Below are 21,305 nucleotides of genomic sequence, written 5' to 3'. Positions count from 1 at the left end.
AATGACAATCAAAGCCCATACATTTTATCAGTTTATCTGTATTTTTCTGTCCGCTGTACTGTGGAGTTTTCAGGGAGTACATGCTCAGCAGTTTGATCAGCAGTATCTGAAATGGAAAGCTGAACAGGAAGCACAGGATCAGAAATTAAAAGGCAATACCACAGACTATTATCTGTCCAGACCCACAGTTACACCTGCCGGAAGTTCAAAAAAAACGGCTGCAGCAGCGACAGGAAATAAAGTCAGTCTGAACAGTGCCACACTGGAACAGCTTCAGCAGCTTACAGGTGTCGGGCAGAAAAAAGCTCAGGCAATCATTGATTACCGACAGAAAAATGGAAAATTTAAATCGGTGGAAGAACTCGATCAGGTCAAGGGAATTGGTCCTGCGCTGATGGAGAAAAACAGAGCCAGACTGGCTTTATAGGTTAGGCGAAGCAGGAAAATTTTGCAGCAGACAATCTTTCAGGTATCTGGATAATCAAATTGCCCTTTGATGGTGTTAGTTATATGATTAGCAGCATCTTAAGAATTTTACGTTCAGACGTAGGAGACAACGTCTTTTGCAAACTTTGCGCGCGTCAAAATGCGGTTTATCAACTGCAATGTTACCCGCTTCAATACTCGATGTTATTGATGCTTTAACCAAGGCAGGCTATGAAGCCTATATCGTAGGCGGTGGTGTCCGTGATCTGATGCTTGGGCTTAACCCTAAGGATTTTGATGCCGTCACCAATGCAACTCCTGCTCAGGTGAAAGAAGTTTTTGGACGCCGTTGCCGGATTATTGGGCGGCGTTTTGAGCTTGCCCATGTCTATGCTGGACGTGAGCTGATTGAAGTGGCGACTTTCCGTGCTCCACCTAAAAAGGCTGTGACTTCTGCGGCAGGAATGATCCTGCGTGACAATAACTGGGGCAGTATTGAACAGGATTTTGCACGTCGCGACTTTTCCATCAATGCACTGTATTACCAGCCACGCAAAGGCGAGGTGTTGGATTTCTGTAATGCAGTCGATGATATCAAGCATAAGACTTTACGTTTACTGGGTGATCCGGCATTACGTTTTGAAGAAGATCCCGTCCGTATGCTGCGTGCATTACGTTTTGCAGCCAAGCTGAATTTTCAGATTGATGATTCCATCTTGGAAATTTTCACACCTGAAATGACTGAACTGCTGCGGGATGTATCTCCACACCGTCTTTACGATGAATCACAGAAACTGTTTACTATGGGGCATCTGCACCGTGTTTTACCGATGCTGATTGATTTTGGGATATGGAAACAGCTGTTTGCAGAGATTAAGCCGGATATCACGGACTTTATTGGCAAGGCTGCAAAAAATACAGATCAGCGGATTCAGATCGGGAAAACCATTAACCCGGCATTCTTCTATGCGGTTCTGTTGTGGAAACCATTCCTTGAACGTTGTGAGTTTTACAGTGCAAAAGGAACAGTTCCAGCTGAAGCCCGTGCTCAGGCAGGATTGGATGTACTGAAAAGACAGGCGACCCGAACCATCATTCCACGTTTTGCGGAAACATTCATCCGTGAAGTCTGGGAAATGCAGACCCGTTTACTCAACCCTAAACCGCAACAGATCGAGTCACTGTCTGGGCATGCGCGTTTCCGTGCAGGTTTTGACTTCCTGTTGTTGCGTGAAAACTCAGGGGATGATTCAACGCAGGGCATGGGGGCATGGTGGGATGCTTATCAGACCATGAGTGCGGACGAAAAAGAAAAGGCGATTGCACAGTACAACCGTAAGCGTTCACGCAGTCGTCGTAAAGCGGCGCAGGAAGATGTTCCTGATTCCAGAACCTCTGAAATTGAACCTCTGGTGCAGGAAACAGAATCCCGTGGGCGTCGTCAGCGTAAGCCGAAAACATCGACTGAGAGACCTGTACGTTCAGATGTACGTGTCAATGAAGATGGCAGTATTGGTGCAGATCACCCGATTATGAAACGTAAGCGTGTCCAGCGTGATTTAAGTCAGGTTGTTTTTGGACCAACGCAATGATCACCACATATATCGGGATGGGCAGTAATTTAGGTGATTCGCAGAAAATTCTGAGTGAAGCTATTGTCCAGCTGCAACAGCTGGGCACAGTGCGAACATCGAAACTGTATCAGAGTCCTCCAATGGGACCACAGGATCAGCCCAATTATCTGAATGCAGTTGCTGAGCTGAAGACGGAACTTGATGCGCATGCCTTGCTGGATGAGCTGCAAAGAATAGAACAGGAATCAGGTCGTGTCAGGCTGCGTCACTGGGGTGAGCGTACACTTGATCTTGACCTGTTGATTTATGGTGCAGAACAGATTAAAACAGAGCGTCTGACTGTGCCACATCCTGGTGTCATGGAGCGTGACTTTGTGGTGATCCCATTGCTTGATCTGGATCAGTCCATTCAGATACAGGATCAGCCATTAAAAACTTTAGCCATTGTCAAAAATCCGGTACTTGATGTACTGGCTGATGAAAACTGGGCAAAAATTTAATTTAGTAAGCATATTTTGCATTTTCCATAGAAGGAGCATCTGCATGATCAGTTTAAGCGATCTAAAAAAATTCAAGGCGGATGGAAGAAAGTTTTCCTGTTTGACCTGCTACGATGCAAGCATGGCAAAAGCAATGGAAATTGCTGAAATTGATACGATTCTGATTGGTGACTCGCTGGGAATGTGTATCCAGGGGCGTGATTCGACACTGCCTGTCACTGTTGATGATATGGTCTACCACACGGCTGCGGTGCGCCGTGGCAATCAGCATGCATTTATTCTGACTGATTTACCGTTTATGAGTTATGCAACTCTGAATGATGCACTGATCAGCGCTAAAGCTGTGATGCAGTCAGGTGCGCAGATGGTCAAAATTGAAGGCGGTGAATGGCTGAGTGAAACTGTGCAGGTTCTGACCCGTAACGGTATACCGGTCTGTGTCCATCTTGGACTAACACCACAGTCAGTACACGTATTTGGTGGCTACAAACTCCAGGCACGTACCCGTGAAGCAGCGGACAGACTGATTGCAGACTGTAAAGCTGTTGTAGAGGCAGGTGCTGCCGTTTTACTGCTCGAATGTGTTCCTGCACAGCTGGGTAAGGAAATTACCGAACTGTTTCCTGAAATCCCTGTCATCGGTATTGGTGCAGGTGTGGAAACAGATGGTCAGGTGCTCGTGGTACAGGACATGCTGGGACTGACTTTTGGTCGTGTTGCAAAATTTGTCCGTAATTTTATGAAGGAACAGGCAGGGGAAACTGCAATTGTAGATGCTTTTAAAGCATTTCATGTTGCGGTTCAGGATGGTTCTTTCCCCGCGCCAGAACATACTTTTCAGGTTGAGCTGTAATCATGAAAACAGAAACTACCATTCAGGGGCTGAGTGCATCACTGAGTCCTGCCCGTGCTGCTAAAAAGCTGATCGGTTTTGTACCGACCATGGGTAACCTGCATGAAGGGCACCTGAATCTGGTTCGTGAAGCACGTAAACTGTGTGATGTGGTTGTTGTCAGTATTTTTGTCAATCCGATTCAGTTTGGACCAAATGAAGATTTTGATAATTATCCACGTACCCTGGATCAGGACAGTAAACTGCTGGCTGAAGTGGGCTGTGATATTGTTTTTGCTCCTTCGGTTGAACAGATGTATGGCAAAAAACCTCGTCTGACCAATATCAGCGTAGGTGAAATCACCAATGATCTGTGTGGTTTACAGCGTCCAGGTCACTTTGATGGTGTTGCTGTGGTCGTGACCAAGCTGTTTAACATCGTACAGCCGAATTATGCATTTTTTGGTCAGAAAGATTATCAGCAGCTGGCTGTGATCCGTCAGTTTGTTCAGGATCTGAATATTCCACTGGAAGTGATTGGTGTACCGATTGCCCGTGCCGCAGATGGACTTGCTCTCAGTTCACGCAATGGTTATCTGAGTGAAGAGCAGCGTCAGACGGCGCCTGTGATTTTCCAGACCTTAAAACAGGCAGAGCAACAGTTACAGCAGAAGACTTCGCTGGATGAAGTGTTAGTAAATATTAAAGCAGCATTGACACAGGCAGGTCTGGTTGTGGACTATGTGGAAGCACGAACTCCTGAACTTCAGAAAACTTCTGAATTTAATCAGGATCTTGTATTGTTCGTTGCAGCAAAACTGGGCAAAACCCGCCTGATTGATAATCTGCAGGTAAAATTTACCGCATAAATTACGCTATGAAGGAATAGCATTGCCATGAAGCGCATATTAATTGTTACAGGACAGTCAGGCTCAGGGAAGTCGTCTGCATTGCAGGTACTGGAAGATCTTGGATATTACTGTATTGATAATCTGCCCCTGGCATTGCTGCCTGAAATTGTGGCGAAACTCGATCATGAAAATAATCTTGAACAGTTGGCTTTAGGGGTTGATGTCCGAAGTACCCGTGAAGATCTTCAGGAATTTGACCATGTTTTTGAACAGTTACAGAAACATGGTTCAGTTGATATTGTCTATCTGACCACTCAGGATCAGGAACTGATTGCAAGGTTCAGTGCATCACGTCGTCCACATCCATTATCAAGCCGTTTTAAAAGTCTGAATCAGTGTATTCAGGAAGAAAAAACGCTGCTTCTGCCGATACAGCTTCGTTCGACAGTGCATATTGATACCACAGATAAAAGTGTGCATGACTTAAAAGATACTTTGCTTTCAAGGTTGGGTCAGTCTGATCGGCTGATTGTGATTTTGCAGTCATTTGGTTATAAACACGGCATTCCACTGGATGCAGATTATGTTTTTGATGTCCGTCATCTGCCTAATCCGCACTGGGATCTGGAACTGAGGAAATTTTCTGGACTGGATGAACCGGTCAGGAAATTCCTTGAAGACAGTGCACAGACCAATGAAATGTTTGAAGATATTTATCACTTTCTGGATAAATGGCTGCCTGCCTTTGCAGAAGGGCATCGTCATTATATGACGGTATCCATTGGGTGTACGGGTGGACAGCATCGTTCTGTTTATATTGTAGATAGACTAAAAAAGGCTCTTGAGGCAAAATGGTCTGTTCAGGTTTTACATAGAGAAATGAAGCACTGGTCATGATTGACACAACTGTTGACGTAATTAATAAACTGGGTTTACATGCGCGTGCGTCAGGAAAGCTCATCGAAGTTACCACAAAGTTTCGTTCTTCGATTCAGATTGGTAAAGGCGACAAGCTTGTTGATGCAAAAAATATCATGTCCCTGCTGATGCTTGGCGCAGGCAAGGGTACGACCTTAAGACTGGTGATTGATGGTGCAGATGAAGAAACCGCTTTATCTGACATCAAGGCACTTTTTTCAGCAAAATTTTACGAGGCAGATTAATCGTGGCACGTCGACCGAACCGCTTTACAGATGAAGACTTTGAATCACTGGATGGGCGTGCAAGTAAAACTGAACAGAAAAAAGCAGTACAGCGTATGGCTGCACTGGGTGAACAGCTGGCAGAACTGCCAAAAAAGCAGATTGAGGCATTGCCTGTCGAGGAACGCCTGATAGAAGCTTTACTCGATGTTCAGCTGATTTCATCTTTTGAAGCACGTCGCAGACAGTTTCAGCGTATTGGGAAACTGTTACGCAATGAAGATGAAACGGTCATTCTCTCTTACCTGACCCCAAAACAGGGAATGAAAAAAACCGCACAGCTGCAACGCTGGGTGGACCGTATTATTGCTCAGGGCGATCCGGTCATTAATGAATTCACCAAAATGCACAATGCAGCTGAACGCCATACTTTACGTCAGCATCTGTTGCGTATTCAGCGTGATGTGACCAAAGCAGCTCCTCCTGAGGAACTGGAAGCTTCGAAGCTGAAACTGTTTAACTATGTACAGCAGGTTGCACTTATTTCTGATAATTCAAAATAAGTGAACGGAAGCTGAAAAATTCGACCTGATCAGGTCGTTTTTTTATTCTGAATGTGTTCAGAAACTGCTTACTGTAATAAAAAAAGCCTTCATTAAAAATGAAGGCTTTTTTGTCAGAGCTGATACAGCGGAGGATTAATTAAATTCACCAATTGAACGTTCTTTTGCCCAGTCACGAAGTACGAACTTCTGTAATTTACCTGTCGATGTTTTTGGAATTTCACAGATCACAACATCTTTCGGTACTTTAAAGCGGGCAAGATGCTGTTTACAGAACTCAATGACTTCCTCAGGAGTTGTTTCTGCCCCTTTTTTCAGTTCAATGAAAGCACAGGGTACTTCCTGCCAGCGTGGATCAGGTTTGGCAACAACAGCTGCCGTCATAATGGCAGGGTGCGTATACAGAATTTCTTCAACTTCAAGTGAAGAAATATTTTCACCCCCTGAAATAATAATATCTTTGGAGCGGTCCATGATTTTGGCATAACCATCTGGCTGACAGACGGCTAAATCACCGGTATGGAACCATCCGCCTTTGAATGCTTCAGCGGTAGCTTCAGGGTTTTTCAGATAACCTTTCATCACAATGTTGCCACGGAACATAATTTCACCCATGGTCGTACCATCATTCGGTACAGGCTGCATGGTTTCTGAATCCAGAACACGCATACCATCCTGCAGAGGATACGGTACGCCCTGACGTGAATGCAGCTGAGCCTGTTCCTGAATGGACAGATCACTCCAGCCCGCCTGAGATGCACATAAAGCGGATGGACCATAGGTTTCGGTCAGACCATATACATGGTTTACCTGTACCCCGATATGGTGCATACCTTCAATGATTGCCGCAGGAGGTGCAGCACCGGCCACCATCACTTCAACACGGTGTGTAAACTTGATTTGCTGATCTTTTGGTGTATTGATCAGCATGGACAGCACAATTGGCGCACCACAGAAATAATCCACTTTATACTGATCAATCAGTCTGAAAATCAGTTCAGGGTCAATTTTGCGCAGACAGATATTTGTGCCGCCATTTGCAGCGACAGTCCATGCAAAACACCAACCGTTACAGTGGAAAAGAGGCAGTGTCCATAAATATTTACAGCGGGGTGTCATACCGCAGGCAATGATGTTGCTTGCAGCATTGATATAAGCACCCCGATGGTGATAAACCACACCTTTGGGATTACCTGTAGTGCCAGATGTATAGTTCAGGCTGATGGCATCCCATTCATCTCCAGGTAAATGCCATTCAAAATCCTGATCACCTTCTGCAAGCCAGTCTTCATACTCAACCTGACCGATACGCGGTGTTGAGTCATTATTTTCATATTCAGCATCTGCAACATCAATAATGTAGATATCCTGCGGTGCGAGAGCTACAGCTTCCTGCGCCAGTGCGGCAAACTCAGGGTCGACCAGCAGGACTTTGGTTTCAGCATGTTCGAGCATGAATGCAATGGTTTTTGCATCAAGACGGGTATTTAAGGTATTGAGTACAGCGCCCGCCATAGGTACAGCAAAGTGGGCTTCCACCATGGCTGGAATATTCGGCAGCAGAACGGAGACAGTATCATTTTTCTGAATACCAAGTCGGTTCAGCTGATGAGCAAACTGTCGGCAGCGGGTGTATGTTTCCCGCCATGAGATACGACGTTCGCCATGAACAATGGCATCCTGATGAGGGTAAATATATGCCGCACGTTCAAGGTAGCGTAAAGGGGATAATGCTACAAAATTTGCGGGTGTACGCGGTAATTCATCATATGCGCTGACCATTGCAGAAACTCCATCTCTGTATTTGTTTTATCTCTGATTAAAAGATATGCATTTTAAGTGCCGCTTGCATTAATGCTTTAGTCGAGTATTTTTTACATCATTTTAAGTTGTTGAAAATTAATAGCTTAAAAATATTATATTGAAAATACTGAACTGTTCGGTTCTCAGATTTGCTTTTGTTTTAAAATTAAAATAGTCAGAATGACCGTCAGAACAGACGGATTATTCAGAAGAAATCATCAGTTTTTTAAAGTCAGAAGGTGCCTGTCCTGTCCAGCGTTTAAATGCTCTGCGAAACTCTCTGAGTTCACTGAATCCCAGCTGTTCACTGACGGTGCTGATGGAAATATCCTGCAGTAACAGCTCTTTGGCTTTACGCTCAAGAACCTGCTGGCGGATCTGCTGAAAGCTGATGTTTTCCATCAGCAGCATTCTGCGTAAATGTCTTTCACTGATTTTCATGTGTTCAGCTGCCTGAAGCATATCGAAACGATCCGGTAAATGCTGTTCAATCAGATAGTCCAGCACGCTGGCATACTTATTCTGATTGATGGTCTGTATATCCTGCATCAACTGATTACACATACGGATAGCGGTACTGAAATTTGCCATGCTGTAGGTGCGGATCTGTCTTTGCAGCAGTGAGGAGTGAAATGTCAGGGTGTTTTTTGCAGAAGAAAAATGTACTGGACAGCCAAAATGCTGAAGATAGGGCTTAGTGTCGGTGGGGCGTGGAAAACTCAGGTGAATTGCGATCAGATCATCATGATCACCCAGCATGGCATTCATGCAGGTGATGATACTTGAAAAAAATTCATCGCAGAAAAAACGGTAAAGATCACCACAGGGATAGCGTTCAGTCACAACCACAGCCAGTGTACCGTCTTTGACCATCTGATAGTCCATGTCCAGCACACTGCCAGATACGGGATGGTACTGCATCCCGGTTGCCAGTGCCTGCTCAAGCGTCTGGCATGACTGCATGGCAAAACCCAGAATGCCCATGGACATCAGACCTTCAGTGATACCGACTTTTACTCCAAGAGCAGGATCACGCAAGTCAGCCAGCGCACGCCGTACAACCGTACAGATTTCCTGAAATGAGATGAATCCTGTCCCTTGCTTGATCTGAGCAATGTCGAGGCTGATCCCATCCATCCAGTGCATATATTCAATGTGCTGATTTTCAGCATAATGAAGCAGTCCGGAAAGCAGAGCAGGTGGAATGAAATGATGTTTTTCGGCAAAGTCCTTTTGCTGTCTGGGCATATGTCCTTTTATCCCCCCATGAAATGGTGCAATAAACCCTTGCTTGATATTGCACCATTTTGTTTAACTTTTAAACTAAGAATTGTCTCAATAAAAATAATCATACAAAAGGAATTTTTATGTTTCAGGCAGGATGGAGCAGGCAGGAAATTCAGATCGAAGCTAAAGGTTATGCCATGTTTGGCTATGGCTCATGGCAGCATCGCGCTTATAAAAAACGGACGCCTTTATATGTCAGAACGGTGGTGATTCAGGATCATCAGGAGAAACCGCTGATTTTCAGCTGTCTGGATTTTGGCTGTATTACTCATGCCATGCGTTCAGAGGTTTTGGCTGAACTGAAAAAACAGATGGCAGATCTGTTCTGTGAAGAACGGTTTGTGATGACCGCAACACATACACACTCAGGTCCTGGCGGCTGTGCTTATGAAGCGCTGTATAACATGCCTACTCCCGGTTTTGTCCCTGAACATCTGCATGCTGTGGTTTATGCGACGGTCAGCAGTATTCAGTATGCTGTAAAAGTGCTGGGACGTACAGAAATCCGTATGAGCACAACACATTTTTCTGAAGATGTTCCTGTGGCATGGAACCGTTCCTTAAATGCCTGGAACCGTAATCCGGATGTTCAGCAGCGCAAGGAGACAGAAACACATCTGGCGATGAACAGGGAAATGCAGCTGCTCGGGTTTTATCGGGATGGGCAGTTGCATGCTTTCATTTCGCTTTTTGGTGTGCATGCCACCTGTCTGGGCAACACGCTGAATGCTCATGATGGCGACAATAAAGGCTATGCAGCAGGGTATTCAGAGCAGTATCTGCTGGAACAGGGCATACATCATCCGGTTGCAATTTTTGCTCAGGCGACAGCAGGCGACATTTCACCTCATTTTCATGGGAAAAATCAGCTGAAAATCAGACAGGCGATCAAAGGTGAGCAGGAATATCAGTATGCTCAGAAAAATGGACGTTACCAGAGTGAGCAGGCATTAGAGGCACTGATGAAACCTGGCACTGTTTTAAGTGGAGAACTGGATGCCGTGCTCAGTTATACCGACCTGAGCAACGTGGATATTCCCCTGGAGCTTTCGCATGGTGTTAAACATGCACGAACCAGTATTCCCTGTCATGGGGTGGCTTTTTTTGCAGGAACGCCTGTCGATGGACCAGGAACTGCAAAGCCGATTGTCCGGGTTATGAGTTTTTTGAGTCAGCAGTATAAAAAGCAAAAACTCAAAGACCGAACGGCTGATGACTTTGATTTTTATCAGCAGTTGTTTGCATCGCAAGGCGTTAAATCCATTTTGATGGAATCTGGCATCAAACGGATTCTGGGCAAACCACTTGGCTTTGCTCCAGGATTTATTGATCCGCTGGTCAATGAAATAAACCGACAGGTCAAAGCAGGTGCAATCAGGGAAAGTCCTTTGGTTCCTTCAGTGGTTCCATTACAGATGATTCAGATTGGTCAGTTGAGAATTGTGTGCTGTCCTGGGGAACTGACCACCACAGCTGGAAAGCGTGTGCTTGAAACCATTGTGCAGAACACCAGTGATCAGCCCATCTGGCTTGCATCTTACTGCAATGATTATATGGGTTATGTAACAACCTATGAGGAATATCAGGAACAGGCATATGAAGGCGGTCATACATTGTTTGGACAATGGACAAATGCGGCCTTTCAGCTGAAATTCAGTGCTCTGGCGCAACAGCTGGAAAATACAGAAGCCCAGCGTCAGCATGACCGAACCACCCGACCTGCTGAAGTGCCATTACAGGAACTGTTGAAACGCACCAATCGAGGCAATCTGAAAACAGCAGTTTCTGAATAGAAAAATAAAGATAGGGAAATTTTATGAAACAAACTGAACAACGGCAGACATGGTCTAACTGGTCGGGCTATCAGCAAGCCAGTCCACAACAGATTTTAAAACCACAAAGTCTGTCTGAACTGCAGGATATTATCCGTCAGAGCGATAAAATCCGGGTTGTGGGGGCTGGACATTCCTTTACACCACTCGTCTGCACTGATGCAACGCTGTTGTCACTTGATCATCTGAGTGGTGTGGTCAGTGCCGATGAGCAGAGCAGTATTGCAGAAGTCTGGTCGGGCACCCGTCTGTTCAATCTGGATCAGTACCTGCAGCCCATTAATCAGTCCCTTATGCAGCAGGGTGATATTGATCAGCAAAGTCTTGCAGGTGCGGTATCGACGGGAACACATGGAACGGGTGCTGACATGCAGTGTATTTCTGCCTATGTACAAAGTTTTGAGTTGCTGACTGCATCGGGTGAGCTGTTACAGTGCAGTCCCACAGAAAATGCTGAAATTTTTCAGGCAGGGCGGGTGTCTCTGGGCAGTTTTGGTGTGCTGACAAAAATTTCAATGCAGAACAAACCTCGATATAAGCTGAAAGAGCATGTTGAACTTTGTCCACTTTCAGAAGTGGTGCAGCATATTCAGCAGTGGAAAACTGAACACCGTCATATTGAGTTTTTTGCCTTTTCACATGCCGAGCAGGTCATGCTGAAAACACTGGATATTTCCGAGGAAGACATACAACCACGTAAAGAGTCTTTTCCTTCAGAAGATACATTGCTGACCCTATGCTGTGAACTGACCCGAATGTTTCCTTCACTGAATCCAAAATTGCAAAAGCTGCTGGGTGTCTTTGTGAAACCCACAACTTTTGTGGACTGGTCGAGCAGAATATTTCCGACACCCCGTAATACACGGTTCAATGAAATGGAATATCAGGTTCCTGTTGAACTGGGCATATCCTGCTTACAGGAAATTCTGACTGCGCTTCAGAAGTCAGGGCAACAGACTTTTTTCCCGATTGAGTTTCGCTTTGTGAAAGGGGATGATATCTGGTTGAGTCCATTTTATCAGCGGGATTCGATTTCCATTTCTGTGCATCAATACATTAAGCAGAATCCGAAACTGTTGTTTGATGAAATTGAACCGATTTTACAGCGTTATCAGGGGCGACCTCACTGGGGCAAAATGCACAGTCTGAATGCAGTACAGTTAAGGACGCTGTATCCGAAGTGGGATGACTTTCTGCAACTCAGAGCGCGTCTTGATCCAGAAAAGAAATTTCTGAATTCATATTTACAGCAATTATTTTATGCAGAATGACAGGTTGGCGATGACATGAGTCAGGAACTATATTTTCAGCAACTGAACCGTGATTTAAAAAAGCAGGGAACCGGCTTACCGCAACTGATTATTGACAGACAGTGTCTTCAGCAGAATATTCAGTATATTCAGCTGCAGTTCAGACAGGCTGTTCATCTTCAGCCCCGCCTGGTCGTCAAGTCACTTGCATGCCTGGAACTGTTGCAGTTACTGAGTGAACAGCTTTCAACACAGCGCTTTATGGTCTTTCATTTGCCACAGCTGATCCCTCTGCTGGAAAATTTCTCAGAAGCCGATGTGCTGTTTGGCAAACCGATGCCTGTACATGCTGTACAGCATTTTTATCAGCATTATTCTCAGTGGGAAAATGCTCGGATTCAGTGGCTGGTTGATACGCCTGCACGTCTGCATCAGTACCTGGAAGTGGCTCAGCAGTATGCAGTACAGCTTCAGATCAATATTGAAATTGATGTGGGTTTACACCGTGGAGGAATCAGGACTGAACAGCAGATGGCTGAAATGATGGGTGTTGTTCAGGCACATCCACAGCATCTGAAATTCAGAGGTCTGATGGGTTATGATGCGCATGTGACGAAACTGCCTTCCATTATCAAAAAGGCACAGGTGGCTTATGAGGAGTCTCAGCAGATTTATGCAGGTTTTATTGATTATCTGCAAAGGACTTATCCTGAACTGTGGCATGACCAGCTCTGTCTGAATGGTGGAGGAAGTCCAAGCTTCAGTTTTCACGTGAAACATAGTGTCTGTAATGACCTGTCATTTGGTTCCATGCTGGTTAAACCTGGTGATTTTGACAATGACTTTTTAAGACCTTTACAGACAGCAATGTGGATTGCAACCCCTGTTATTAAAGAGCTGCCGCTTACACGTTTGCCAGGTATGCCTTTACTGGAAAAAATTCCACAAAAGTCAAAAGCGCTGTTTGTTTATGGTGGTTACTGGATGGCAGATTATGTCTATCCGCAAGGCAGTCATCCTCATGTGTTATACGGGCGCAGTTCAAATCAGGAACTGGTGAATGTCCCCAGACATGCTCAGACAGGTGTGGATGATTATGTCTTTTTACGTCCCACACAGAGTGAAGCGGTGATTCCACAGTTTGCGGTACTATGGCTGTATAAAGACAGGCAGTTTGAAGCCTGGCAGACATTCAGGGAATAGTCATGGCAGCATTTTTAAACGGTGCTCTAAGTTTTCAGCTTTGGTCGTCAGTATCTCCAATATAAATTTATGACAAAGGTTTATCAAAAAGCATTAAAGGTGTAAAATTTCCTCACTTTTTTTGTTCCACCGATTTTATCTTTTGAGGATTTTCCTCGATCATAATCTCGCGGTGATATGCTCTATTGTACGGGGCATCACTCCTTAAGGATTTTAAATATGCCTGTTATCACATTGCCAAATGGCGATCAAAAACAATTTGATCAAGCAGTTTCCGTGATGGAAGTTGCTCAAAGTATTGGACCTGGTCTTGCGAAAAATACGCTTGCAGGTAAAGTGAATGGTCGCTTAGTCGATGCAAGTGATTTAATTACCGAAGACGCAACACTGGAAATCATTACCCCTAAAAACCAGGAAGGTGTTGAAATCATTCGTCACTCATGTGCTCACCTTGTGGGTCATGCGGTAAAACAACTCTTCCCTGAAGCCAAAATGGTGATTGGTCCTGTGATTGAGGACGGTTTCTATTACGATATTTTCAGCCAGAAGCCATTTACACCTGAAGATATGGCTGCCATCGAAGCACGCATGAAAAAGCTGATCGATGAAGATTATGACGTTATTAAAAAAATGACACCGCGTGCTGAAGTGATCAAACTGTTCACTGAGCGTGGTGAAGATTATAAATTACGTCTCATTGATGATATGCCTGACGAGACTCAGATGGGTCTGTACTATCATCAGGAATACGTGGATATGTGCCGTGGTCCGCACGTACCGAACACTAAATTCTTAAAATCATTCAAACTCACTAAAATGTCTGGTGCTTACTGGCGTGGTGATGCGAAGAATGAACAGCTGCAGCGTATTTATGGTACTGCCTGGGCAGACAAAAAAGAACTTGCAGCGTATATCAAACGTATTGAAGAAGCTGAAAAGCGCGATCACCGTAAAATCGGTAAAGCTTTAGACCTGTTCCATATGCAGGAAGAAGCACCAGGTATGGTGTTCTGGCATGCAAATGGCTGGACCATTTACCAGGTACTTGAGCAGTACATGCGTAAAATCCAGCAGGACAATGGTTACGAAGAAATCAAAACACCGCAGATTGTAGATTTTACCCTGTGGGAAAAATCAGGTCACGCTGCCAACTATGCAGACAACATGTTTACGACTCATTCTGAGAGCCGTAGCTATGCTGTAAAACCAATGAACTGCCCATGTCACGTACAGGTATTTAACCAGGGCTTGAAGTCTTACCGTGATCTGCCAATCCGTTTAGCTGAGTTTGGTTCATGTCACCGTAACGAGCCATCGGGTTCATTACACGGCATCATGCGTGTACGTGGATTTACTCAGGATGATGCACACATTTTCTGTACCACTGAACAGATCGGTAAAGAAGTTGCAGACTTCATTAAACTGACTCTGGATGTGTATAAAGACTTCGGTTTTGAAGAAGTGCAGATGAAACTCTCTACACGTCCTGAAAAACGTGTGGGTGATGACAAACTGTGGGACATGGCTGAAAAATCTCTGGCGGATGCGCTGGATGAAGCAGGTCTGGCGTGGGATTTACAACCAGGCGAAGGTGCATTCTACGGTCCGAAAATTGAATTCTCTCTGAAAGACTGCTTAGGTCGTATCTGGCAGTGCGGTACTATTCAGTGTGACTTCAACCTGCCTGAACGTCTGGAAGCGTCTTATGTCACTGAAGACAACGATCGTGACCATCCTGTAATGCTGCACCGTGCAATTCTTGGCAGTTTCGAGCGTTTTATTGGTATACTGATTGAACATTACGCAGGATTCATGCCGCCGTGGCTGTCACCAGTTCAGGCATGTGTCATGAATATTACCGATTCTCAGGCGGAGGCTTGTCAGCAAGTCGTCGCAAAACTTAAAGAAAATGGCATTCGTGCGATTTCAGACTTGAGAAATGAGAAAATCGGATTTAAGATTCGTGAGCGTACATTAGAGCGTATTCCTTACTTGCTGGTACTGGGTGATCGTGAGGTAGAGGAAGGGACTGTCAATGTCCGTACTCGCTCTGGAAAAAATTTAGGGACTATGTCAATTGATGCATTTATTGACCTGGTTAAAGCAGCCGTAGCCGAACGTGGCCGGTATATTGTGGAGTAAGAAAGATTAAACAGCCTGACCGTAACCAACAACAAGGTGCTAAAAGCAATCGTCCTGCATTAAACGATGAAATCAAGGCGAAAGAAGTTCGTCTCGTCGCAGCAGATGGGGAACAGAAAGGTATCGTAACGCTTACAGAAGCGTTGCGTGCTGCTGAAGAAGCAGATCTTGACCTTGTTGAGATTGTGGCAAATGCAGAACCACCTGTTTGTAAAATCATGGATTTTAACAAACATTTATTTGACCTGAAGCAAAAGCAGAAAGATGCTAAAAAGAAACAGCATCAGGTTCAGGTGAAAGAAATCAAGTTACGTCCTGGTACAGATGTTGGTGATTACAACGTTAAGTTGCGTGCTATCCTTAAGTTCCTTGAGGAAGGTAACAAAGTCAAAATTACTCTACGTTTCCGTGGTCGTGAAATGGCTCACCAGCAGCTGGGTCTGGCTCAATTACAAAAAATTGAAGCAGATGTAGCTGAAGTGGGTATCGTTGAACAGACTCCAAAAATGGAAGGTCGTCAGATGGGTATGTTACTTGGTCCTAAAAAGAAAAAGTAAGCCTGTTTTTGATCTTAAAAAAAGCACTGCTCTCAGCAGTGCTTTTTTTATTGCTGTGAAAAACAAGTCTGAATTGAATTTCACTTTTGGTAAATAAATGCTTATTGATTTGAGACAGGCTTATTTCCCGCTTCTACAATTGGAATATTGGCCTCTGTTGGTACATAAATAATCTGTTGAATTTTACCATCACGTAAGGCTTCACCAAATGCTCCAATAAATTCCTGTTTACGATACTCAGGATAATCTTTAGCCGCCTGACCGACCAGCTTAATGGCTTCAGCACGCAGTTTTGCACTTTCCAACTCAGCTTTTGCAACCTGTACCTGAATCATTTTTGATTGTTCTGCTTCAGCTAAAGCGGCTTGTCCATCCATCCCTTGTTTCCAGACTTTGTAGTGTGGCCATCCGAACATAAACAACAGGATGAGCACAATAAAGAAGAAGCCACCAATGAGTAAAACAAAGATATCTATGTTTTTTTGTCTGACGTAGTTCATATCTGACCTTTAAAATTTATTGAACTGGCTGGTGAATGAGAAGTAATTTTTAAAGCTTCAGTTCAGTTTAAAATGAATATAGGCGAAATAATTTAGGGGTTAAAGAAAAGAATGCGTTATTTTGAGATGTGATTTGGGTGGTTCAACTTAGGTGGTTTGTTAGTTTTGCAAATGGTGAGATTTCTAACGGAAGATTGTCTGTATATTTAATTTTTTATCAATCAGAGTTGCATAAAATTATACAGTGATCTTCTTAAACTATGTTATAAAATAAAGTATTCATATCATAAAATTTAGAAAATATGCGAGAAAGCGGAAGGATGAAATATGATTGATCTGTATTACTGGGGAACGCCCAATGGTCATAAAATTACCATCGCACTTGAAGAAATGGGGTTGGATTATCAGATTTTCCCGATCAATATTTTAGAAAATGATCAGTTTCAGCCTGACTTTTTACGTATTTCGCCAAACAATAAAATTCCTGCCATTGTGGATCAGCTTGGACCACGCGGAGAACCGATTTCTGTTTTTGAATCTGGTGCAATTTTACAGTATCTGGGACGCAAAACAGGTCTTTACTATCCTGAGGATGAGCAGGAACGTGTTGAAGTGGAGCAGTGGCTCATGTGGCAGATGGGTGGTTTTGGTCCTATGCTCGGACAGAATCATCACTTTTCTAAATTTGCCAAAGAACAGATTCCTTATGCTGTAGAGCGTTATGTGACGGAAACGAAACGTCTGTATGCGGTGCTGAATAAACAGCTGATTGGACAGAAGTATGTCGCAGGTGAATATTCAATAGCAGATATGGCAATCCTGCCCTGGATACTGCGACATGAATGGCAACAGATAAACCTTGATGATTACCCTTATGTTAAAGAGTACGTTGAGCGTTTAACTGCTCGTCCTGCTGTGCAGAAAGCATTATCCATTAAAGTCTGAGAGACAGAAGCCAGTCACGATGCTTTACAGGAACTGAGCACAGTGAAACAGACCACTTATGATCAGCATTGGTTGCTTTCCATAACGGCTATGCTGTTGCTGGCAGGAATAAGTGCTGTCATGCAGCTGGCTTATTCTGTTGACCGGCTGTGGCAGTTGAGCCTGATTTTATATTCACTGACAGGACTGATCTTTGCGACAGTATTTGCGTGGTTTCAGTCCAGGCTTCATCTGCTATGGAAAGATACCACTATTGCTGTGGGCTTACTTGTAGGCAGTCTGATACTTTTACAGTATCTGTCCTGGCACAACGGCATTGACTGGTATGCTGTGTCTGAAGGTCGTTATCACCTGAGCGTATATGAACAGTTGCTGACAGCAGATGCTGTACACTGGAGCTGTTTCAGTCTGCCATTTATTTACTCCATCTTTATCTATATGCTGAGACGTTTTCCTGGCAGTGATCAGCACTGAAGTCATGGCTTATTTACTCCTTTTTCTGTCCGCTTTTGGAGCTGCTACCTTATTACCCTTACAGTCTGAGGCTGTACTGGCAGGTTTGTTAATGGAGGGAAAAAGCTCAGTGTTATTGTTGCTGCTGACTGCCAGTCTGGGCAATATCATGGGTTCCTGCGTCAACTGGTGGCTGGGTTATAAAATTGAACATTATAAAAATAAAAAGTGGTTTCCTGTTCCTGAGAACCAGCTCCAGCGTGCCCAGTTGACCTATGCAAAATATGGCTACTGGTCGCTTTTACTGAGCTGGCTGCCTGTTATTGGTGATCCGATCACCCTGATTGCAGGATTGATGCGGGAAAAATTTCTACGTTTTCTCTTTATGGTCAGTGTTGCAAAAACAGGTCGGTATCTTGTGATTTATCTGATATTTGCAGGTCTGGTTTAGACGGGTGGATTCCTGCTTTATCCATGCGTAAATTCATCAGCATGAATGATTGCAGGTGTCAGTATTCATATAGATTGACAGAAATACGTAGCACTTATGCAGCATTGATGACTTTATGATCCAGTTCAGAAATGACTGAGCTTTCTGTAATGTTGATATTTTTAATATATGGATTTTCTGAGGGCAGTATATTTGGGGCTTCCTGGAAAAGGAGATATGGCGTTTTTCCCCTGAAGCACAGAGATGCCTACACTTAGTTGAGGACGATCTGTACAGTCAAAAGCTGTAGGTTGATTGTGAATCTGTTTTTATAAGTTTCATCATTGTAAAGTGGAGATAACGGATGGTATCTCCACATTGAATCACTTCAATGACAGCTGCTGGATGAAAATCTGATTTCATCTTTCAGTTTTGATTTTTTATAAATCCAGAACTTTCGAGGGACATCGACCTGAGCTGTGGAAACAGTCTGTTTTACTTGCTGATCCAGTGCATAGACACCTGATCCCTGCGTGATTTTGACTGATTTGACATGACCATGTCGGTTGGTTTTAAAGCTGAATTTTACAGTGCGGTCATGTTTGTTGAGCAGTTCGGAATTCAGTTCCAGCTGTGGCTGACTGCGATAACGGAATGCCGTTTTTTTATCAGTCTGTTGTGCCAGCCAGACTTTGGAGTCAAAAGTCAGATCACAGATTTCAGTATTATCCTGATCAACTTTTAAGTTAAATACCTGATAACCAATCACAGGCAATGCATTATCGTCATCCATATAAGGTTTAACCGTTGCCGAGCGTACTGCTGTAAGCAGAATTTCATCCAGTTTTTCCAGGCCCGTACTTTCCTGTACGGTGGCTTTGGTGACTTTTCCTGTTGTATCAGCATAAACACGGATAATTGCATTACGGTTCTGATCTTTTAAATCTTCATTTTTAAATACTGGTCGAGGGAAGCGGTTCCATTGAATACGGGTGGTTAAATGCGGTGACTGAGCTGAACTTTTCAGAACAGAAAGCTGTGGTGAGTTTTTTGGCTCAGCACTGATGGCTGAACTGAGGGGGAGGGCGAGCAGCAGTGGAAATGCGAAATGTAGTTTCATAAAAATATCTTGGGCAGAGTGATGAGGCAGATCTGAAGTTCAGCGCGAAGTATTTCCTGATTTGGAAAACCCCGCAAGCGCTGAAGCATTTTTATTTCTGTGGGTTTTCGCTTTTAGTAATATCCACTCCAAATAAATCCTGAGTTTTTGTCCAGCTGATCACGACCACCACAAGGGTTATGCAGCCACCAAATACCGTTGCAAAGACCGTTCCCATATATCGGGCTGCCAGCCCGGATTCAAATGCTCCAAGTTCATTACTGCTGGACACGAACATGCCGTTGACTGCAGCAACACGACCACGCATATTTTCCGGCGGATAAATCTGCAGAATCGTCTGACGCACCACCACTGAAATACTGTCACATGCACCTGTCATGGCTAAAGCGATAAGGGACAGCCACATATGGTCTGAGAAAGCGAAAATCAGAGTGAAAACTCCGAAACCTGCCACTGCCAGCAGCATGTTGCGCCATGCATGATGTGTTGGAGGGAAGCGGGTCAGCGCAATCATGGTAATGAGTGCGCCAATGGAAGGGGCTGCACGTAAGTATCCCAGTCCTTCAGGACCAACTTTTAAAATATCTTCTGCAAAAATAGGCAGTAAGGCAATCACACCGCCAAACAGCACTGAAACCAGATCCAGGGAAATTGCCCAAAGGACGATTTTGGTTTTCATGATAAACCGGAAACCCTCTCCGAGGCTGTTCCATAAATTATCAGTTTCCATAACAGGAAAAGTACGGTTTTTTAACAGATTGATCAGAATAAAACACACAAGAAGCAAGGCTGACACTGAAAACAGACTGGTTTCACGCCCCAGTCCTGCCAGCATGAAACCACCCAGCATTGGACCTAAAATTACGCCACTTTGCCAGCCGATGGTGGTCCATGTTGCACCATTGGCATACAGTTCACGCGGAATTAAAAACGGTTTAAGTGAGGTTGCAGAAGGGTTGTAGAATCCGCGGATTGTCCCTAAACCAAAAATCACTGCATAGATGCCCCATGAAAGTGTATTTTGTTCAATCAGTCGCTGACTGTGTGCATGAAACAGCCACCACAGCACCAAAGGTAAAGGCACAGAAAAAAACAGACAGATTTTCATAATGGTCTGTTTGTTGAATCTGTCTGCAAAATACCCGCCCCATAAGGAAAGGGCAATAAATGGAATAGCTTCTGCCAGCCCGATCAGTCCAAGTGTCAGTGGGTCTTTGGTGATCTGATAAAGTGAATAGGCAACAATGATTTCCTGAATCAGAATAGCTAAAGTCAGGCAGAACTGGTTCAGTGTAACAATTGAAAAGTCACGGTAACGGAGGGCTGCAAATGCATCCTGAGCAGGGTTCATGTCGGCTCGGTTTTATCAAGATATGATTATTATATGTATTTTATGCAATTGTTCACAGGAACATCAGTCTGGTTTTTATGAGCTTTGTATTGTAGTTGCTGATTGTACTGTTTTCTTTTCAGATGATTGATCAGCTCTACAGAGTTTGTGTAGAAAAAGATAAAAAATTGTGTAGAGACGTTAAAGGATGGTTCGTCTGAAAGTGACAGCAGACTGGAAATATAGTCCGCATATTGCTTTTGTTTTGTTCTGTTTTACTTTAGAATACTCGCTCCCTTACCTGCAGGTCGTCCTCGCAATGGTGCGAACGCTCCGAACAGGTGTTTAAAGAGGTTGTTATGGCTAAGTTAAAAACTCGCCGTGGTGCAGCTAAACGTTTCAAAGCGACTGCTAACGGTTTCAAGCGTAAACAAGCGTTCAAACGCCACATTTTGACCAAAAAATCTGCTAAGCGTATCCGTCAGTTACGCGGCTGTGTAATGGTTCACGTAAGTGACGTTGCTTCAGTTCGCCGTATGTGCCCATACATCTAAGGAGATTATAA

22 protein-coding genes are annotated in these 21,305 nt (G+C 44.1%); 17 read left to right on the top strand and 5 right to left on the bottom strand.

The genetic code is table 11. The annotated features are described in order from the left end of the window. Position 1: 1 nt before the first annotated feature. The 8 genes from CDG60_RS15115 (at position 2) to yjgA (ending at position 5,888) form a co-directional block, all read left to right on the top strand. Entirely contained in the window at positions 2-427 is a 426-nt protein-coding gene (locus tag CDG60_RS15115; RefSeq protein WP_087513057.1) for a ComEA family DNA-binding protein, read from the top strand. Between the two features lie 136 nt (positions 428-563). Beyond that, positions 564-2,018, top strand: a complete 1,455-nt coding sequence (gene pcnB / locus CDG60_RS15110) for a polynucleotide adenylyltransferase PcnB (protein ID WP_087513056.1) — start codon at positions 564-566, stop codon at positions 2,016-2,018. Next, the gene (gene folK / locus CDG60_RS15105) at positions 2,015-2,500 is read left to right on the top strand and encodes a 2-amino-4-hydroxy-6-hydroxymethyldihydropteridine diphosphokinase (RefSeq protein ID WP_087513055.1); all 486 of its coding nucleotides are present in this window, start codon (positions 2,015-2,017) and stop codon (positions 2,498-2,500) included. The genes pcnB and folK overlap by 4 nt, the downstream gene beginning before the upstream one ends. Positions 2,501-2,543: 43 nt before the next feature. Further along, positions 2,544-3,353 (top strand): 3-methyl-2-oxobutanoate hydroxymethyltransferase, encoded by an 810-nt coding sequence (panB, locus tag CDG60_RS15100; protein WP_087513054.1) that lies wholly within the window; start codon positions 2,544-2,546, stop codon positions 3,351-3,353. A gap of 2 nt (positions 3,354-3,355) precedes the next feature. After that, positions 3,356-4,201, top strand: a complete 846-nt coding sequence (panC, locus tag CDG60_RS15095) for a pantoate--beta-alanine ligase (protein ID WP_087513053.1) — start codon at positions 3,356-3,358, stop codon at positions 4,199-4,201. Between the two features lie 27 nt (positions 4,202-4,228). Continuing rightward, complete coding sequence (rapZ, locus tag CDG60_RS15090) at positions 4,229-5,080, top strand: RNase adapter RapZ (RefSeq protein WP_087513052.1); 852 nt, start codon at positions 4,229-4,231, stop codon at positions 5,078-5,080. After that, entirely contained in the window at positions 5,077-5,346 is a 270-nt protein-coding gene (locus CDG60_RS15085; RefSeq protein ID WP_087513051.1) for an HPr family phosphocarrier protein, read from the top strand. The genes rapZ and CDG60_RS15085 overlap by 4 nt, the downstream gene beginning before the upstream one ends. A 2-nt stretch (positions 5,347-5,348) precedes the next feature. Continuing rightward, positions 5,349-5,888 carry a ribosome biogenesis factor YjgA gene (gene yjgA, locus CDG60_RS15080; RefSeq protein WP_087513050.1) on the top strand — a complete coding sequence of 180 codons (540 nt, stop codon included), beginning with the start codon at positions 5,349-5,351 and terminating at the stop codon, positions 5,886-5,888. 135 nt (positions 5,889-6,023) lie between these two features. Here yjgA and CDG60_RS15075 read toward each other — a convergent pair whose 3' ends face one another. Then, on the bottom strand, positions 6,024-7,670 hold the full coding sequence (locus tag CDG60_RS15075; RefSeq protein ID WP_087513049.1) for an acyl-CoA synthetase: 1,647 nt from the start codon (positions 7,668-7,670) through the stop codon (positions 6,024-6,026). Positions 7,671-7,892: 222 nt separating this feature from the next. After that, complete coding sequence (locus CDG60_RS15070) at positions 7,893-8,939, bottom strand: AraC family transcriptional regulator (protein ID WP_087513048.1); 1,047 nt, start codon at positions 8,937-8,939, stop codon at positions 7,893-7,895. 119 nt (positions 8,940-9,058) lie between these two features. On the opposite strand from CDG60_RS15070, the gene CDG60_RS15065 reads away from it, so the two are divergent. The 5 genes from CDG60_RS15065 (at position 9,059) to infC (ending at position 15,962) form a co-directional block, all read left to right on the top strand. Then, complete coding sequence (locus CDG60_RS15065; protein WP_087513047.1) at positions 9,059-10,771, top strand: neutral/alkaline non-lysosomal ceramidase N-terminal domain-containing protein; 1,713 nt, start codon at positions 9,059-9,061, stop codon at positions 10,769-10,771. Between the two features lie 23 nt (positions 10,772-10,794). After that, on the top strand, positions 10,795-12,081 hold the full coding sequence (locus CDG60_RS15060) for an FAD-linked oxidoreductase, L-gulonolactone oxidase family (protein ID WP_087513046.1): 1,287 nt from the start codon (positions 10,795-10,797) through the stop codon (positions 12,079-12,081). Between the two features lie 15 nt (positions 12,082-12,096). Beyond that, positions 12,097-13,263, top strand: a complete 1,167-nt coding sequence (locus tag CDG60_RS15055) for an alanine racemase (protein WP_087513045.1) — start codon at positions 12,097-12,099, stop codon at positions 13,261-13,263. A gap of 219 nt (positions 13,264-13,482) precedes the next feature. Next, a complete protein-coding gene (gene thrS / locus CDG60_RS15050) occupies positions 13,483-15,405 on the top strand; it encodes a threonine--tRNA ligase (protein ID WP_087513044.1) in 1,923 nt (640 codons plus the stop codon). 5 nt (positions 15,406-15,410) lie between these two features. Next, positions 15,411-15,962 (top strand): translation initiation factor IF-3, encoded by a 552-nt coding sequence (gene infC, locus CDG60_RS15045; RefSeq protein WP_087513043.1) that lies wholly within the window; start codon positions 15,411-15,413, stop codon positions 15,960-15,962. A gap of 101 nt (positions 15,963-16,063) precedes the next feature. Here the strand turns inward: infC and CDG60_RS15040 are convergent, their stop codons facing one another. Next, on the bottom strand, positions 16,064-16,462 hold the full coding sequence (locus CDG60_RS15040; protein WP_087513042.1) for an SPFH domain-containing protein: 399 nt from the start codon (positions 16,460-16,462) through the stop codon (positions 16,064-16,066). A 327-nt stretch (positions 16,463-16,789) separates the two neighbouring features. Here CDG60_RS15040 and CDG60_RS15035 point away from each other — a divergent pair, with 327 nt between their 5' ends. Genes CDG60_RS15035 through CDG60_RS15025 form a run of 3 tightly spaced genes read left to right on the top strand, consistent with a single transcriptional unit; the run spans position 16,790 to position 18,311 of the window. Next, positions 16,790-17,407, top strand: a complete 618-nt coding sequence (locus CDG60_RS15035) for a glutathione binding-like protein (protein WP_087513041.1) — start codon at positions 16,790-16,792, stop codon at positions 17,405-17,407. Positions 17,408-17,449: 42 nt separating this feature from the next. Further along, on the top strand, positions 17,450-17,881 hold the full coding sequence (locus CDG60_RS15030) for a hypothetical protein (protein WP_087513040.1): 432 nt from the start codon (positions 17,450-17,452) through the stop codon (positions 17,879-17,881). Between the two features lie 4 nt (positions 17,882-17,885). Then, positions 17,886-18,311, top strand: a complete 426-nt coding sequence (locus CDG60_RS15025) for a YqaA family protein (protein ID WP_087513039.1) — start codon at positions 17,886-17,888, stop codon at positions 18,309-18,311. Positions 18,312-18,678: 367 nt separating this feature from the next. On the opposite strand, the gene CDG60_RS15020 is transcribed toward CDG60_RS15025, so the two are convergent. Both CDG60_RS15020 and CDG60_RS15015 read right to left on the bottom strand, forming a co-directional pair. Continuing rightward, on the bottom strand, positions 18,679-19,410 hold the full coding sequence (locus tag CDG60_RS15020; RefSeq protein WP_087513038.1) for an energy transducer TonB: 732 nt from the start codon (positions 19,408-19,410) through the stop codon (positions 18,679-18,681). A gap of 91 nt (positions 19,411-19,501) precedes the next feature. After that, complete coding sequence (locus tag CDG60_RS15015) at positions 19,502-20,761, bottom strand: MFS transporter (protein WP_087513037.1); 1,260 nt, start codon at positions 20,759-20,761, stop codon at positions 19,502-19,504. A 338-nt stretch (positions 20,762-21,099) separates the two neighbouring features. On the opposite strand from CDG60_RS15015, the gene rpmI reads away from it, so the two are divergent. Then, positions 21,100-21,294: a 50S ribosomal protein L35 gene (gene rpmI / locus CDG60_RS15010; protein WP_001096359.1), complete on the top strand. Its 195-nt coding sequence runs from the start codon at positions 21,100-21,102 to the stop codon at positions 21,292-21,294. The last annotated feature ends 11 nt before the right edge of the window (positions 21,295-21,305 follow it).

Source organism: Acinetobacter chinensis (genome assembly GCF_002165375.2).
Lineage (GTDB): Bacteria > Pseudomonadota > Gammaproteobacteria > Pseudomonadales > Moraxellaceae > Acinetobacter > Acinetobacter chinensis.
Note: the sequence above shows the minus strand (reverse complement) of the source record. Positions and strands in the feature narration are given on the sequence as shown.